Below are 15,187 nucleotides of genomic sequence, written 5' to 3' on the forward strand. Positions count from 1 at the left end.
CGCTGTAATAGCGCCTTTTATCCTATGCTGACTGGATGGAGTCCATATCATCATCCGAGTTCTTTTTTGCGCTTTCACCGTCTTCCTCAGAACGCAAGCGTTCAAGTTCAGCGTGAGTTTCGGCTAAGCTCAACTCTAACTCACCTAGGCGGCTTTGAGCCAAGGTTGCACTTTTAGATAGGCGCTCGAGCGTGGAGCTTGAATTTTGCTTAAGAAAGGTGATTTGTTCTTTCAAGCGTTTATTCTCAGCTACGGTGTCTGCAGACTCGCTGTCCTTAGCCACCAGTTGCTCTTCAAGCTCTTTGATCTTGTGCTGATACTGCTCGTTACTTGCAGTAAGGCGCTCAATGGTAGAAGCGGAGTTGGTTTTTAAGAACCGTACTTGCTCGTGTAACTTCTCATTATCTTGCTTGGCCTGTTCTGCTTCACTTTGAATGGTGCCGAGTTGTTCGCCTTGCTCTTTGTTTTGCTCACGCAGCTGACGAATATCTTCGCGTTGGCTAGCTTGGTGCTTGGCGGCTACTGCACTTTGTTCTTTCAGCAGGTTGTTTTCATTTTTCAGCTTATCAACAAGTGGCTGTTGCTCTTCGAGTTGCGCCTGTAATTGGGCAACGCTGGCGTCGAGTTGGGCTTTAAGCTCCTCGAGCTGTTGGTGCTGATGGTTTAACTCATCATGTTGGCGTTGAATTTCATCACGCTCTTGCGCCAAAGCCGCATAGTCGTTGTTAAAATTCTCAATACGCTGTTGCAAGCCTGCAAGTTTCTGCTGATGCTCTTGCTCAGTGTCTTGCGCCTGTTGGTGTAGCTGTTCAATATTCTGTGTTTGTTCAGCCAACTGCGCAGCTTGTTCGTCGAGCTGGCTCTGGCGAGCATCGACCTGCTGTTGGAGTTGTTCATTTTGTTCAGCAAGTTGATCGTAATTCTGTTGTAGATCTTCAAGGCTTTGAATGGCTAATTGCTCAGCCTCACGCATCTCGTCAAGCTGTGCTTGCACGGGCTCGACTTGTGCGTCGGCAAAGGCCTGCGTTTGCGCCTTGAAGGCATGGATAAACTGTTCAGAAAACTCGATATCTAAGTCGGTCACTTTGGTAGGCTGTTGACTATCTTGTGGCCGGGCCGAGCGATCCTCGCTACGCCACTGACGGTAATGTTCGAGTACGGTAGCGCGATCACCATCCACACGCTCGAGCAATGTTGCTAACGTGATTGGTGTACCGGCTTGGTGCAATTCATCGCACACTGCTTTTATTTCACTATATTGTGTCATCAACCTATCCTCCCAACAGACATTTAGGATAGCATTAAAACGGCCAAGAAAAAGTGCTTCTAATAAAAATATCGGAGCTAAAAGATCCTTGGCTGCTCGTAATTACTATTTTAGTTGTAGGTTTGTCCCTTTAAAATTACGTTTACATCATACTACGATCAAACGGTATTACACAATGCTAACAATTGACTTAAACGAAAATAAACAGCTAGTTATAGCGCAAACGCCCACTGTAGCAGCGGCACGCGGACAAGTGTTAATAAAAGTAAACGCAGCGGGAGTGAACCGCGCCGATCTTTTACAGCGTCAAGGAAAATATCCGCCACCGCCAGGTGATAGTGAGATCCTCGGACTCGAGGTGTGCGGAGAAGTGGTTGCATTGGGTGAGGGCGTCGCGTCGCAATGGTTAGGGCAGCATGTGATGGCGCTTTGCGCGGGTGGAGGATACGGTGAATTTGTAGCAGTCGATGTACGTCATTGTATGGTCAAACCGGCGACATTCTCCAATGCTCAAGGCGCGGCATTTTGTGAGGTGTTTTTAACCGCTTTTGATGCCATTGCACAGTACCCAGAGTTTTGCGCAGAGCACACGGTTTTAGTACATGCTGGTGCGAGCGGTGTGGGCACTGCGGCTATTAGCCTTGCAAAATATTTGCAAGCGCAGGTGGTGGTGACCGTCGGCAGTGATGAAAAGAAACAATTTTGTTTAGCTCAAGGCGCAGATAAAGCGATTAATTATCGTCAACACAATTGGCGTGAGGTGATGAAGGCCGAAGGGCTCAGCGCCGATCTCATTATTGATCCTGTTGCCAGTGGGTATTTGAATGACGACTTGTCGGTGCTTAATATGGATGGTCGCATTGTCGTTTTAGCGCTGCTAGGGGGGCGCTATAGTGAGCAATTTGATGGTGCCAAGCTATTGCAAAAGCGAGCTCAGCTGATAGGGTCGACGCTGCGTAATCGTACACCCGATTATAAGGCGAAACTGGTTGATAACCTAAAGCGTACGTTTGGCGATGCATTAAATAGTGGCCACATCGCGCCAGTCATTGATTCTATCTTCCCTTGGGAAGAGGCCATGTCAGCGCATCAAGTTCTACAAGATAATGCTAATTTAGGCAAAGTGGTGCTTACTCATGAATCGTTAGACGAGCGCTAAAGCAACCCTAAATTGAAAAGGCCAGCATATGCTGGCCTTTTGGCGGTATTACATAACCCGCATACCGGGTTTGGCGCCATCATGGGGCTCAAGAATATATATATCCTCTTTGCCTGGTCCAGCAGCCAACACCATGCCCTCTGATAGGCCAAAGCGCATTTTTCTTGGCTTAAGGTTTGCGACCATGACCGTGTGCTTGCCAATAAGTTGCTCGGGTGCGTACGCTGATTTTATACCAGCAAAAACCTGACGCTGTGGGCCCCCTAAATCAAGGGTTAGCTTGAGCAATTTGTCAGCACCTTCCACATGCTCTGCATTGGCAATTTTCGCGATGCGCAAGTCCACTTTAGCAAAATCATCAAATTCGATTTCATCGGCAATAGGGTCTTTATCAATCTCACCGTTATTGGCATCTGGCGCTGGTGTGGCAGCAGCTGGTGCGAGGCTTTCTTTTGACTGCTCAAGCATGGTATTCACTTTGTCCATATCGACACGTTGCATTAAGGCTTTAAACTTATTGATCTTATGATCAACCAAAACGGTGTCTACCTTATCCCATGCTAAGTCCTCGTTGAGGAAGCTGCTCACTTTTGCGGCCATACCAGGTAGGATAGGGCTTAAGTACGTCATCAGTATGCGGAATAAGTTGATCCCCACACTGCACACATCATGAGCTTGCTTCGTGGTATTTTCGTCTTTGATTAAGACCCACGGAGCTTGCGCGTCGATGTACTGGTTGGCTTTATCCGCCAGCGCCATGATCAAGCGCACAGCGCGGCCATATTCTCTGGCTTCATAGTGATCAGCGATGCTTTGGCGTGCAGCGGCAAACTCAGCGATAAGCTCAGCTTCAACGTTATCACTAGAAAGTGTACCGTCGAACTTTTTGGTGATAAACCCGGCGCAGCGGCTCGCTATGTTAACGACCTTACCTACCAAATCAGAATTAACTCGCTGGGCAAAATCTTCGAGATTTAAATCTAAGTCAGTGATGCCACTGCCGAGTTTAGCGGCGAAGTAGTAACGTAGATACTCTGGGTCCAAGTGCTCTAAATAAGTACGCGCTTTTATAAAAGTACCTTTTGACTTAGACATTTTTGCGCCATTGACGGTGACAAAGCCATGAGCAAAGATATTGCTTGGTTTTCTGAACCCTGCGCCCTCAAGCATAGCTGGCCAAAATAGGCTGTGGAAGTAAATGATGTCCTTACCGATGAAGTGATAGAGTTCGGCGTCGGCGCCTTCTTTCCAGAAAGCATCGAAATCTAAGTCGCTTTTATCACAAAGATTTTTAAAGCTGGCCATGTAGCCTATGGGCGCATCCAACCAAACATAGAAATACTTGCCAGGTGCACCGGGGATTTCAAAACCAAAGTAAGGCGCATCACGACTAATATCCCACTGTTGTAGACCATCGGCAAACCATTCATCCAGCTTATTGGCCATCTCTTGTTGAATTGAGCCGGAGTGCAGCCATTGTTTGAGCATGCCCTCAAATTCGGGTAAATCAAAAAAGTAGTGTTCAGAGTCTTTGAGCACAGGAGTGGCGCCGGACATCACCGAGCGTGGTGATTTCAGTTCGGTGGGTGCGTAGGTCGCTCCACAGACATCACAGCTATCACCGTTTTGATCTTCGGCATCACAGCTAGGGCAAGTACCGGTAACAAAACGATCTGGAAGAAAAATACCTTTTTCGGGATCGAACAGTTGTGAGATGGTCCGCTTTTTAATATAGCCCGCATTATCAAGACGGGTATAAATCAATTCACTCAGCGCTTTATTTTCATCTGAGTGCGTGCTGTGGTAATTGTCAAACTCGATGTTAAAGTCAGCAAAGTCACGCTGGCGCTCAACACTGACTTGGGCGACCATTTCCTCAGGGGTAATGCCTTGCTTTTGGGCATTGAGCATAATGGGCGTGCCGTGCGCGTCATCAGCACACACATAGTAGGCGTCATGGCCTTGGGATTTTTGAAAACGGGCCCAGATATCAGTTTGAATATACTCTAACAAATGGCCTAAATGTGTTGGGCCATTGGCGTAAGGCAGGGCGCTTGTTATGAGAATTTTTCTCTTTGCCATAAAGTGCTCATTCCATCTCAGATAGGGTTACTCCCGCTAATATCGGGGCTTATAATGATCATAAGCGTCTCCCGAGTATCAGTGGGGTGAATAGACTGGTGTTAATGCCCCGAATGTTACATAATTTGGCGGCACTTTTCATTACGCTTCGTTAATTATTTATGCAGTTATCATGTTAGGATTTGGTTCAAAAGTGAAATCCGCACTTTTCGGTAGTCACAAGTCAGCAAAATGGCCGTCTCAATATCAACAGTGTTTAGCGTCGTATCGTAGCGCCGCATTTCCAGTCGGGGTTCCCCCAGACGCTATTAGTGGTGACAGTAGCGAGACGCATTGCCACATCAATGCTCCTTTTGCATGTGCTCAAGAGGCAGCGGCGTTACGTCAGTATATCGCTGAGCATCTTCAACGTGATGTGCGTGTTGACATCGACGTAACACTGCAAGAATCGCCGCGCCTTAAAGCCATTAAGCACATTATACTCGTGGCCTCTGGCAAAGGTGGGGTTGGCAAGTCGACCTGTGCTGTCAATATGGCGTTGGCGCTTCGCCGAGAGGGAGCAAAAGTGGGTATTCTCGATGCCGATATATACGGCCCTTCTATCCCGCTGTTATTGGGTTTGCAAGGTGAAAAACCTCAGGCTAAGGATGAAAATACTTTGCTGCCATTTGAAGTTCATGGCATCAAAGCGCAGTCTATCGGCTTTTTGGTAGACCCCGATGATGCCACCGTCTGGCGCGGGCCGATGGCCTCACAAGCTCTGTCGCAACTGCTCATGGAAACAGACTGGGGCGAGCTTGACTACTTGTTGGTTGACATGCCTCCAGGTACTGGCGACATTCAATTGACTATGTCACAAAAAGTACCGGCCAGCGCTGCCATTATCGTCACAACACCACAAGACCTAGCCCTTGCCGATGCCCACAAGGGCGTGAAGATGTTTGAAAAAGTGAACGTCCCCATTCTCGGTTTGATCGAAAACATGAGTCAGTTCCAATGCCCGCACTGTGGCGAAACCAGCCACATTTTTGGTGCCGATGGAGCGCAACAGCTGGCACAGCGTTATGGCGTGCCTTTATTAGCGCAGCTGCCGCTTGAGATGGGCATTCGTCAATGTTCGGAACAAGGCGCGGACTTGGGTGATGAATACCCTGAGTTAGGCCACTACTTTGCTCATGCGGCGCGCATCAGTGCCAGTGAGCTTTATTACCAACAGGGCGCTAAGCAGCGCGTTGAGATTATTTTTACGGACGACTAACCATGCGTTTATCAGATACCCATATAAAACAGTACTTGGCCGAGCAGCGAATTCAAATTACCCCGACGCCAGGTGAGCAAGCCATCTCTGGCGTCAGCGTTGATTTGCGATTGGGTAATAAATTTAGAGTATTTCAAGATCATGCCGCCCCGTATGTTGATCTCAGTGGCCCCAAAGCGCAGCTAAACGCGGCTATGGAATCTATTATGAGTGATGAAATCGTGCTTGGTGAAGGAGAAGCCTTCTTCCTTCACCCAGGGGAACTCGCCTTGGCAATCACTTACGAATCGGTGACCTTACCGGCTGATATTGTTGGCTGGCTCGATGGACGGTCATCGCTCGCCCGCTTGGGCTTAATGGTTCATGTGACTGCCCATCGCATTGATCCGGGATGGTCGGGCAATATTGTCCTTGAGTTTTATAATTCAGGCAAGCTGCCGCTGGCGCTGCGCCCGAACATGAAAATTGGTGCCATGAGCTTTGAAACACTCACCAGCCCAGCTGAGAAGCCATATAATGCCCGTGAAGATGCAAAATACAAAGGACAAGACGGTGCCATCGCCAGTCGTATTGGTGATGATGGTCAGCAATAACCCTATGCTGTAATACAAAGTATTTAAATTTCATGGAAAAATCGTGCACCTCTTCCATACTGTACAAGGAAGAAGTTGCACGGGGGCTTAATGGTAAAGCAGCATAAACTGAGCGCACATTTGTGGGTCATGGTTATCGTTATGCTGGGATTTTTGGCTCCAGGGCATAGTGGTGCGCTGGCTGATGACCAACAGCATGTCAGCGTCGAAATGATGCAAAGCGAGCAGCCCCTGTCATTAGCTCAGGTAACTCAACAGCCCTTTGTAGGAAGTCGCATGGTAGCGATGGGCGAAGCAATGCTGCTTAACGCGGGAGGGGACTATTGGTTCAAGATTGCTCTGCCTGCTGATAGCTGCCCCAGTGCAAGCTGTTACTTACGCGCGCAAAACCCCGCCATTTTTAATATCGACTTTTATCTTTTTGATAATGGCCGGTTGCTGAGTCACAGTGCCGCAGGGTCATTGGCTTGGCCACCGGGGCGTGATGTTGGCGCCTCGATGGCCATTAGTGGTGCACAAGATCGTATAGTGTATGTGCACGTGCGGGCTCAGCGCCATGCGCTTTTTGCACTCGAGCATCAAACAGAACTCGCATTTAATAAAGAGCAACAGCAGCATTGGCTTGGGTGGTCGTCCTTCTCAGGATTGATGCTTGGCTTCGTGATCTACTGCGTCGCTGTGTGGCTTGCCTATCGCGCTGGCTACTATGGATTTTTTGCTTTGTACATCGCCAGTAGCAGCATATTTCTGCTGGCCCAAGTTGGCATTACTAAATTTTTAACTCCCCAGAGTGTGCACAGCTTTTTGGTTCACTACACGGCACTTAACGGTGTGATTATATGCATCTCTTTATTACTTTTCTTATCGCGATTACTCAGGCTAGATGAGCGTGCGAAAACCCTGCATAAAGTGTTTATAGCCGCGTTGTGGGTTGGCTGCGTTGCCGCGAGTGTGAGTCCCTTTATGTCCTTGGCTCACCAAGGAGTAATCATGGAGGTGTTGTTTGCCGCAACCCTAGTGTTAGCCATTATTGCTAGTGTCAAATACAGTCCGATGCAGCGCTGGGGCAGGTTATTGGCTTTTAGTTGGCTACCTTTGGCCGCAGTGGTCTTGGCGTTAGCGTTATTTTATCTGCGACCTTATGAAGTGGGTATTTATTTGTACGCCGCGTTTGCCTTTGCCTTAGTATTGAACTGTTTGCTGATAGGCTTTGCGATGACGCTGCGAGAGCGTGGGCAAATGATGGCCCATCGCCAGATAGTGTATACAGATTCTGGAACCGGTCTGGCAAATAAGCAATTACTCAATAAAACCTTGAAGAGCGCTCGTCACGAGGCAATCACGCTGGTTATGTTTAAGCCTCGGGGTTTGGTGCAGTCGCGCGCTAATTTCGGCATTAGCCACGCGGACCGTTACATTAAATCGGTGATCCACCATGTTGAACACCAACTTGATGGGTTACCGCTATTGGCGCTGGGGCATCAGAATTCTGCTGTGGTGTGTCGCTTTAGTGACGATATTTTTGCTTTAGGGATTTGTGGCACACTTGAGCTCAGCACTATTGAGCAAGCGGTATGCGTGATCAATTCGGTATTTAATGAGGGCGTCGAGATTGATGATACCCACTTGATAGACCAGGTTGATTTTGGGGTTGCGAATTATCCACTTCATGCTCAATCTCATGAGCAATTAGTGCGTTACGCAATGCAAGCTTTATATCGTGACCGGTTACCCGGGCAGTTGTGGCACCTGTACTCTTTGGAAGACAGTATTCGCTCGCAGCGGCGCTTAAGCTTAGCCTCAGATTTAAAAACCGCCATCAGCGATAACCAATTTCGTATTTATTTGCAGCCGCAAATATGTCTGCAAGATCAGAGTGTCTATGGTGCCGAGGTGTTACTGCGTTGGCAACACCCTAGCAATGGCTTAATCACCCCCGACCAGTTTATACCCATTGCAGAGTCGGCAGGGCAAATTATGGAAATAACCGAATGGGTGCTAAGTGAATGTATTGCATTGCAGGCTAAACTCCATGAGTTCGCCCCCAAGCATGTTATGTCGATTAATATCTCCGGTCGAGACTTAAGCAATAAGAGTTTGCCGACGCATATTCTCACCTCACTACAAGAGCAACGGGTCGCCCCATCGAGCATTATGTTGGAGCTGACAGAGTCGGCGACAATAGGTGGTCAGCGTAACGCTAAAACAGTGTTTGATGAATTCCGACGCATTGGTGTGAAATTAGCCATTGATGACTTTGGCACCGGCTATTCATCATTGGCATATTTAAGTTACTTAGGCTTTAACGAACTCAAAATCGATAAGCAGTTTGTGCACAATATTGCTGACTCTCCAAAAGATCAGTCAATATGCCAAGCCACCTGCGACCTTGCGCAAAGTCTTCAAGCGATGGTGGTCGCAGAAGGGATTGAGTCACTGAGCGATGCGCAGTACATGCGTAGCTATGGTTGTGACATCGGTCAAGGGTATTATTTTGCTAAACCTATGCCGGTTGCTCAGTACATGCAATGGCTTAGTCAGCATCATGACTTCGGCTTAGGGCTTGACCCAAAATCGCAAAGTAACGGCTGAAGTAGGGCGCTAGCAGGCGCGCTTCATCGTCAGTAGGGTAGCCACCAAGCTTTGCTAACTCACCTTGTTTAGTACCATTGACCAAATATTGGTTTTGCAGCGTATGGCTTTGAATATAGTGCTCAAAAGCGCGTGCGCTAAGTTCTTCAGGCATCGCAAAGTAAAGGCGTCCAGCGGAATTATCAAGGTCAATGGCGCGCTTCATGTAATCGGAGCTATGATGCGCGCTGGCATCAAGAAATAAATGCCGGAACAAAGAGTTTAACGCTTGGTTCATGGGGTGTGTATTGATATCTTCGCGCGTCAGCCATAGTTTGCTGGCAAAGGCGAGTCGGCTGACCTGCGAAGTGAACAAGAAGCGACTAATGTAATGATCAAATGCATGCCACCATTCATGAGCCAATGCACCACAGCCTGCGTTTTTCGCCAATGCCAAGGTCCGGGTGGTACTTTGATAATGGGCTTGAACACCGAGCTGGCCGCCTTGACCGAATGCCAACGTCAAGGTTTGCCGCATGCCAATCGCTTCGGGAGGGATGGCTAAAATTTGGGTTAGGTCCGCAAGCGCATCGTACACTAGATTAGCGGCGCGCTGACATTCCTCAGCGCTCACCCAGCGGCCAAGAGATATGGCTCGAAAGCCAAACGTGGCACGCACTTCAGCAAAATCGACATCAACGCCAAAGCGATAATCAGGCCCTCGGCGGTACTTTTTTGCCATTAACTGACTCATGATGAGTACCGCTGACGAACATGCGCGGGCATGTTTTTGAGCTGCTCCTGGACGAACCCAGCCAATAGTTGCTTTAGGGGCTGTGTTGATAGGCCCTCAAGCTGAGCCAAACAATAATTCGTCGCTTCCAACGTCGACAGGCTATCGTCACGGTTTGCTTTACGGATCCGGTACTCGCTTGCAGGTGGTTGCGCGAAAGTCAAACTAGGCAGGGCATGCAGCCAAGGGTTCAACTGCCACAACCGATGTACTTTACTCCAGGTGCCATCGAGTAGAATAATATGCTTGATGGCACCGCGCTGCTCGCTAAGTTGCTCAATGGCGTTTGCTTGCTCACTGGGGTAGACAACCGCAACGCCCTGATCAAGGATGCTTTGCACAGCCAAAAAATCCCCGGGGTTTTCACCGGTACAGACATTCATTCGCTTTAAAGCGAGCTGAAGAAGCGGCGTGGTGCTCTTAGCTTGGCTGAGCTCGTGGGGATGGCGTAAAATCCACACAGTGATGGTATTTTCAACCGCAATAACATATTTACACACGCAGTGAGAGCTTGGGTAGTGACACTGAGTGCACAGATTCCGAGCCATAGATGCCCCATTAAATTGCAAACACCGCTATTGTAATTGCTTTAAGTGCTTGCTCCAAGTTGTCCATTTGCTAATCTCAGCTTATGCTTTAAGAAATAACCTTAGGAATTAGTATCATGGAAATAAAAATAGATGAGAATGCGCTGGTTGCCATGAAAAGTTTATTGGCCGATCAATTTGATGCGACGTTGACCTTTTGCTTTAGTGAATTTACCCGCTTACATGGTGCTTTTTTGCAAAGCTTAGATAGCCAAGATAGTGAAGCGATACGTAACATTCACAGCTTAAAGTCGAATGCGGCGCAATTCGGTGCTATCACCTTAGCGGATACTGCGCGACGTATTGAGCAGGGGTTATCTCAAGGTGAGCGCCAGTCACTACAGCAGGATATTGATAGTTTGGATGAGGTCATCGCCAGTAGCGTCGTGCAAATGAAGCAGTGGCAGCAACAGAGTTGAAATTAATTCATTAATAACCCCCTGCCGCTACTGGTAATTTCCCCTTGGGCCCGATAATCTAACTGAGCATTTCGATTAAGGGGGAAGTATGTCCGAGATACTCAAAAGCCAGAAGTTACAGGGTGTGTGTTACGATATTCGTGGTCCGGTTTTACAAGCCGCAAAGGCCATGGAAGATGAAGGGCAAAAAGTCCTTAAGCTCAATATCGGAAACCCTGCCGCGTTTGGCTTTGACATGCCAGAGGACATGCTTCGAGACATCATCCGTAACCTGAGCTCAGCACAAGGTTATTGCGATTCAAAGGGTTTATACTCGGCGCGTGTAGCCGTATATCAGCATTATCAACAACGCGGCCTACACAACCTTAGTGTTGATAATATCTTTATTGGTAACGGCGTCAGCGAGCTCATCCAAATGGTGACGCAAGCGCTGGTTAACAATGACGATGAAATCCTTATTCCTGCCCCTGATTACCCCTTGTGGAGTGCCTGTGTGACGCTCTCAGGAGGGAAAGCTGTCCATTATCGCTGTGATGAACAGGCTGATTGGTTTCCTGATATCGACGATATTCGCAGTAAAATCACCAATAAGACCAAGGCACTGGTATTAATTAACCCCAATAATCCCACCGGGGCTGTGTATAGCAATGCGCTCTTGCATGAACTTATCGCACTCGCTCGCGAGCACAACTTATTACTATTAAGTGATGAGATTTACGAGAAAATCCTATTTGATAATACGCCACATAGCTCTATTGCAGCGTTGTGCGACGATGTCCCGGTGATCACCTTTAATGGCTTGGCGAAAACTTATCGCGCAGCGGGTTTACGTATGGGGTGGATGGTACTAAGCGGGCCCACCAAAAGGATGGCAGACTTAATTAAAGGCCTAGAGATGCTTGCCTCGATGCGCTTATGTGCCAATGTGCCAGCACAAAACGCAATTCAACAAGCGTTAGGGGGCGTGCAATCCATTGATGCGTTAATCGAGCCGGGTGGTCGTTTGTACGAGCAGCGTACTATCGCTTGGCAAGGGTTGAACGATATTGACGGCCTTAGTTGTGTCAAACCCAAAGGCGCGTTGTATGGCTTTGCTAAGGTCGATACAAAACGCTTTAATATCACCAATGATGAGACTATGGTGTTAGATTTGCTTACGCAAGAGAAAATTCTGTTGGTGCATGGGCGTGGTTTTAACTGGCCTGAGCCGGATCATTTCCGCATTGTGTTCCTGCCGCACAAAGATGAGTTACGACCAGCAATGGAGCGTATCGGGCGCTTTTTCAGTCGGTATCGGCAAAGCTAGCGGGGGTTAACACGCCAGCCTATCGTTGGTGTGAAGCACCATTGGGTTTTTAATGCCCTAAGCCGTGAAAAATTTTACCGCTTTTGCCTGTCTGCTACTAAATAATTAAGCACACATGGAAACCACTATGCCCTCACTCTCTCGGTATGCTCCTTGGTTGTATGCGCTGCTGAGCATGCTCGCATTTGCTGCTAATTCCTTACTCAATCGTGAGGCTTTGGCCATGGTGCATATTGATCCGTTGAGCTTTGCCGCCATTCGCACTGTTAGCGGCGCTTTAATATTAACACTCCTGGTGATGTGCTCTACGGGTCGGCAAGGCCAAAAGAAATCGGTGCGGGCAACAGGGGGTAGTTGGCTCGGGGCAATAAGCTTAACCGTTTACATGTTTGCTTTTTCGATTGCATACATTAGCTTAGATGCTGGCCTAGGCGCCTTGCTACTGTTCAGTGCGGTGCAGTTTTGCATGATCTCTTGGGCCCTGTTACACAAAGAGCGTTTCAGCGTTTTGCAATGGGTGATGCTACTGGTGGCGATGACGGCCTTTTTCATTTTGCTGAGCCCACAGGGCACGGATGTGCATTTAGGGTATAGCGGTATTATGATAGTCGCCGGTGTCGCGTGGGGCAGCTACAGTATACTCGGGCAAGGCCGCAAAGACGCGACCTTGGCAAGTGCAGATAATTTTCAACGTGCGGCAATGCTTTCAGTGCTAATTATGGTTGGAGTATTGGTATCACAACAAACATTATTTGCTCACCCCAAAGGGCTTGTGCTTGCTTTCGTCTCGGGCGCTATAACGTCAGCGCTCGGGTATGCCTTGTGGTATCGGGTTATCCAGCGCATTAAAGCCAGTCAAGCGGCGGTGATGCAACTCAGCGTACCGCCGCTGGCTATGGTCGGTGGGGCTGTCTTGCTCGGTGAGCGCATTGATGGCACTGCCATGGTCAGTGCCGCCGTATTAGTTGCTGCAATTGGCGTGTTTATTATCGCGCGGCAAAAACAGGGCCAACATTAGTAACAAACTGCGTACACAGGGTATCGAGGTGCGCCATGATTGTCTCATTGCCTGCCACGTCACTGTCGCGCAAGGCATCGGCGATGGTGCTCGGGTTTTGCCATGGCAGCAAGATACTGGCGCTGGTTATATGGCTAATGTGCCACGGCTCAGGCGCCACGCCTCCGCGATAACAATCGTAAGGTCGGTAAAAGCCATACTCGGCCATGTGCTCATCTAACCATTGAGATAACTGTGCAAAAGGCCCTGTGGGTGCATATTCTCGCTGCGTTAATGCCAGCGCATAGTCGTCGCTGACAGCGCCACTGTCCCAGACATCAAAGTCAGTACCAAAATGATGCCGACTGGCACCGGGGAGAGCTGAAAATAACATAATAGCTTGGCATCGTTGCAAAGTATTGAGGTGCGACAACTCGACTTCCTGCTCATTGATATCTAATACACTGCGGTGGCCATTAAATTTTGCATTCCAGATCGCAGCTTGGCGTGAGAACGAACGAAACGCCGAGGCTACGCGTAAATCAATACCGTCCTTTGCAGCCCCGCGCTGCAACCGCTTCAAATCGTGTAGCGCCTCATGGTGGACAGATTGCTGTTGATAACTGACTAAGTGCTCGTCACTTCGCCCTGTGGCACACATCGCTAGATTCATGTGAGTAAACGTTCCAAAATTCCCTCATAAATGAGCGCAAGGTTGTCTAAATCAGCACAACTGACGCATTCGTTCACTTGGTGAATAGTCGCATTACGCGGCCCAAGCTCGACGACTTTTGCCCCTGTGGGGGCGATAAAGCGGCCATCAGAGGTACCGCCGCTGGTTTGCAACTCGGCTTGATAACCCAATTGGCTATGAATTGCCTGTTGGACAGCGTCAATCAGCTCACCCGGCTCAGTGATAAAGGGTTCACCATTGTGCACCCAACTGAGCTCATAGGGGAGCTGGTATTGTTGTAACAATTGCACAACGCGTTGCTGTAGTTGTGGTGCCGTTACTTCGGTGCTGTAGCGAAAGTTAAATTGCACCTCTAAATCCCCTGGAATTACATTTCCCGCTCCGGTTCCTGCATTTATATTGGAGATTTGCATGCTGGTGGCGGGAAAGTATGCGTTTCCCTCATCCCACTTTTCAGCGCACAAAGCGTCTAGAAAACCAGTGGCGCGATGGACGGGGTTATCGGCTAAATGGGGGTAAGCTACGTGACCTTGTTTACCTTTCACGGTTAAAAACGCAGTTAATGAGCCACGACGGCCGTTTTTAACGACATCAGCTAATTTATCTGTGGATGAAGGCTCGCCGACAATACACATGTCTATTTGCTCATTACGTGCTTGCAGTGTATCGATAACCCGAGTGGTGCCATTAATAAAGGGTCCTTCCTCATCAGAGGTAATAAGAAATGAGATTGAACCTTTATGATTAGGGTGTTTTTTTACGAAACGCTCGGTTGCTACCACCATCGCCGCCAATGACCCTTTCATATCAGCGGCACCGCGCCCGTGTAAGTAACCATCGTGCTCTGTGGCGGAAAAGGGTGGGAAATGCCATTGGCTCTCATCGCCGGTAGGTACCACATCGGTGTGCCCAGCAAAGCAGACATTGGGCGACTGATTATTACGTCGTGACCAGGTGTTTAGGGTATCAACAAAAAACATCGGCTCATTGTTAAAGCCCACCTTGGCTAGACGTTCACTGATCACATGCTGGCAACCGGCGTCATCAGGGGTCACCGAGCGCCGGCGCATCAGCTCTTTAGCTAGATTTATGACATCACTCATAATTAGCTCTTAGCGAACATGTTGTCGTAATCGGCCGCTTTATAGCCAATTAGTGCCTGATCGTCAGTGCGTAGAATAGGGCGCTTGATTAATGCTGGATGTTCAACCATTAATGCCATGGCGCTGTCTTTATCAAGTTGCTGTTTTTGCTCATCACTGAGTTGGCGATAGGTGGTGCCTCGTTTATTGACCATGGTTTGCCAACCAAACAGGGCTTCGAGTTGTGCCACCAGGTCACTGTCGAGACCGTGTTTGCGATAATCGTGAAATGAATAATCGACGCCCAAATTATCTAAGTGCTTTTTCGCTTTTTTAATGGTGTCGCAATTACTAATGCCGTAAAGAATGGTGCTCATGA

At 48.5% G+C, this 15,187-nt stretch carries 14 protein-coding genes; 7 read left to right on the forward strand and 7 right to left on the reverse strand.

The genetic code is table 11. The features are described 5' to 3' along the window. Positions 1 to 22: 22 nt before the first annotated feature. Positions 23 to 1,267, reverse strand: coding sequence for a DNA-binding protein (locus FIU82_RS06270; protein WP_152440621.1), 1,245 nt, complete (start codon positions 1,265 to 1,267; stop codon positions 23 to 25). A gap of 175 nt (positions 1,268 to 1,442) precedes the next feature. Between FIU82_RS06270 and FIU82_RS06275 the strand changes: the two genes are divergently transcribed. Then, positions 1,443 to 2,426 (forward strand): NAD(P)H-quinone oxidoreductase, encoded by a 984-nt coding sequence (locus FIU82_RS06275; RefSeq protein ID WP_152440622.1) that lies wholly within the window; start codon positions 1,443 to 1,445, stop codon positions 2,424 to 2,426. A gap of 48 nt (positions 2,427 to 2,474) precedes the next feature. On the opposite strand, the gene metG is transcribed toward FIU82_RS06275, so the two are convergent. Beyond that, complete coding sequence (gene metG, locus FIU82_RS06280; protein ID WP_152440623.1) at positions 2,475 to 4,508, reverse strand: methionine--tRNA ligase; 2,034 nt, start codon at positions 4,506 to 4,508, stop codon at positions 2,475 to 2,477. A gap of 172 nt (positions 4,509 to 4,680) precedes the next feature. Here metG and apbC point away from each other — a divergent pair, with 172 nt between their 5' ends. From apbC to FIU82_RS06295, 3 genes are all read left to right on the forward strand, one after another. Then, positions 4,681 to 5,766 (forward strand): iron-sulfur cluster carrier protein ApbC, encoded by a 1,086-nt coding sequence (apbC, locus tag FIU82_RS06285; protein ID WP_152440624.1) that lies wholly within the window; start codon positions 4,681 to 4,683, stop codon positions 5,764 to 5,766. A 2-nt stretch (positions 5,767 to 5,768) separates the two neighbouring features. Further along, the gene (gene dcd / locus FIU82_RS06290) at positions 5,769 to 6,359 is read left to right on the forward strand and encodes a dCTP deaminase (protein ID WP_022943631.1); all 591 of its coding nucleotides are present in this window, start codon (positions 5,769 to 5,771) and stop codon (positions 6,357 to 6,359) included. A 90-nt stretch (positions 6,360 to 6,449) separates the two neighbouring features. Beyond that, on the forward strand, positions 6,450 to 8,951 hold the full coding sequence (locus FIU82_RS06295) for an EAL domain-containing protein (RefSeq protein WP_152440625.1): 2,502 nt from the start codon (positions 6,450 to 6,452) through the stop codon (positions 8,949 to 8,951). Here FIU82_RS06295 and FIU82_RS06300 read toward each other — a convergent pair. Both FIU82_RS06300 and FIU82_RS06305 read right to left on the reverse strand, forming a co-directional pair. Next, the gene (locus FIU82_RS06300; RefSeq protein WP_152440626.1) at positions 8,893 to 9,684 is read right to left on the reverse strand and encodes a CLCA_X family protein; all 792 of its coding nucleotides are present in this window, start codon (positions 9,682 to 9,684) and stop codon (positions 8,893 to 8,895) included. The two genes, FIU82_RS06295 and FIU82_RS06300, sit on opposite strands and share 59 nt — an antisense overlap. Then, entirely contained in the window at positions 9,681 to 10,271 is a 591-nt protein-coding gene (locus tag FIU82_RS06305; RefSeq protein ID WP_152440627.1) for a tRNA-uridine aminocarboxypropyltransferase, read from the reverse strand. Before FIU82_RS06305 ends, FIU82_RS06300 begins: the two co-directional genes overlap by 4 nt. Before the next feature lie 116 nt (positions 10,272 to 10,387). Here FIU82_RS06305 and FIU82_RS06310 point away from each other — a divergent pair, with 116 nt between their 5' ends. From FIU82_RS06310 to FIU82_RS06320, 3 genes are all read left to right on the forward strand, one after another. Beyond that, positions 10,388 to 10,729 (forward strand): Hpt domain-containing protein, encoded by a 342-nt coding sequence (locus FIU82_RS06310; protein ID WP_022943635.1) that lies wholly within the window; start codon positions 10,388 to 10,390, stop codon positions 10,727 to 10,729. Between the two features lie 88 nt (positions 10,730 to 10,817). Next, positions 10,818 to 12,035 (forward strand): pyridoxal phosphate-dependent aminotransferase, encoded by a 1,218-nt coding sequence (locus tag FIU82_RS06315; RefSeq protein WP_152440628.1) that lies wholly within the window; start codon positions 10,818 to 10,820, stop codon positions 12,033 to 12,035. Between the two features lie 127 nt (positions 12,036 to 12,162). Beyond that, positions 12,163 to 13,053, forward strand: a complete 891-nt coding sequence (locus tag FIU82_RS06320; RefSeq protein ID WP_172972714.1) for a DMT family transporter — start codon at positions 12,163 to 12,165, stop codon at positions 13,051 to 13,053. On the opposite strand, the gene FIU82_RS06325 is transcribed toward FIU82_RS06320, so the two are convergent. From FIU82_RS06325 to FIU82_RS06335, 3 genes are read right to left on the reverse strand one after another with little or no spacing between them, the layout of a single operon-like run. After that, the gene (locus FIU82_RS06325; RefSeq protein ID WP_045978655.1) at positions 13,022 to 13,705 is read right to left on the reverse strand and encodes a M15 family metallopeptidase; all 684 of its coding nucleotides are present in this window, start codon (positions 13,703 to 13,705) and stop codon (positions 13,022 to 13,024) included. The genes FIU82_RS06320 and FIU82_RS06325 overlap by 32 nt on opposite strands. Next, a complete protein-coding gene (gene dapE, locus FIU82_RS06330; protein ID WP_152440630.1) occupies positions 13,702 to 14,829 on the reverse strand; it encodes a succinyl-diaminopimelate desuccinylase in 1,128 nt (375 codons plus the stop codon). The genes FIU82_RS06325 and dapE overlap by 4 nt, the downstream gene beginning before the upstream one ends. Positions 14,830 to 14,831: 2 nt before the next feature. After that, the gene (locus FIU82_RS06335) at positions 14,832 to 15,185 is read right to left on the reverse strand and encodes an ArsC family reductase (RefSeq protein WP_152440631.1); all 354 of its coding nucleotides are present in this window, start codon (positions 15,183 to 15,185) and stop codon (positions 14,832 to 14,834) included. Between the last annotated feature and the right edge of the window lie 2 nt (positions 15,186 to 15,187).

This window comes from Pseudoalteromonas sp. THAF3 (genome assembly GCF_009363775.1).
Classification (GTDB): Bacteria; Pseudomonadota; Gammaproteobacteria; order Enterobacterales; family Alteromonadaceae; genus Pseudoalteromonas; species Pseudoalteromonas ruthenica.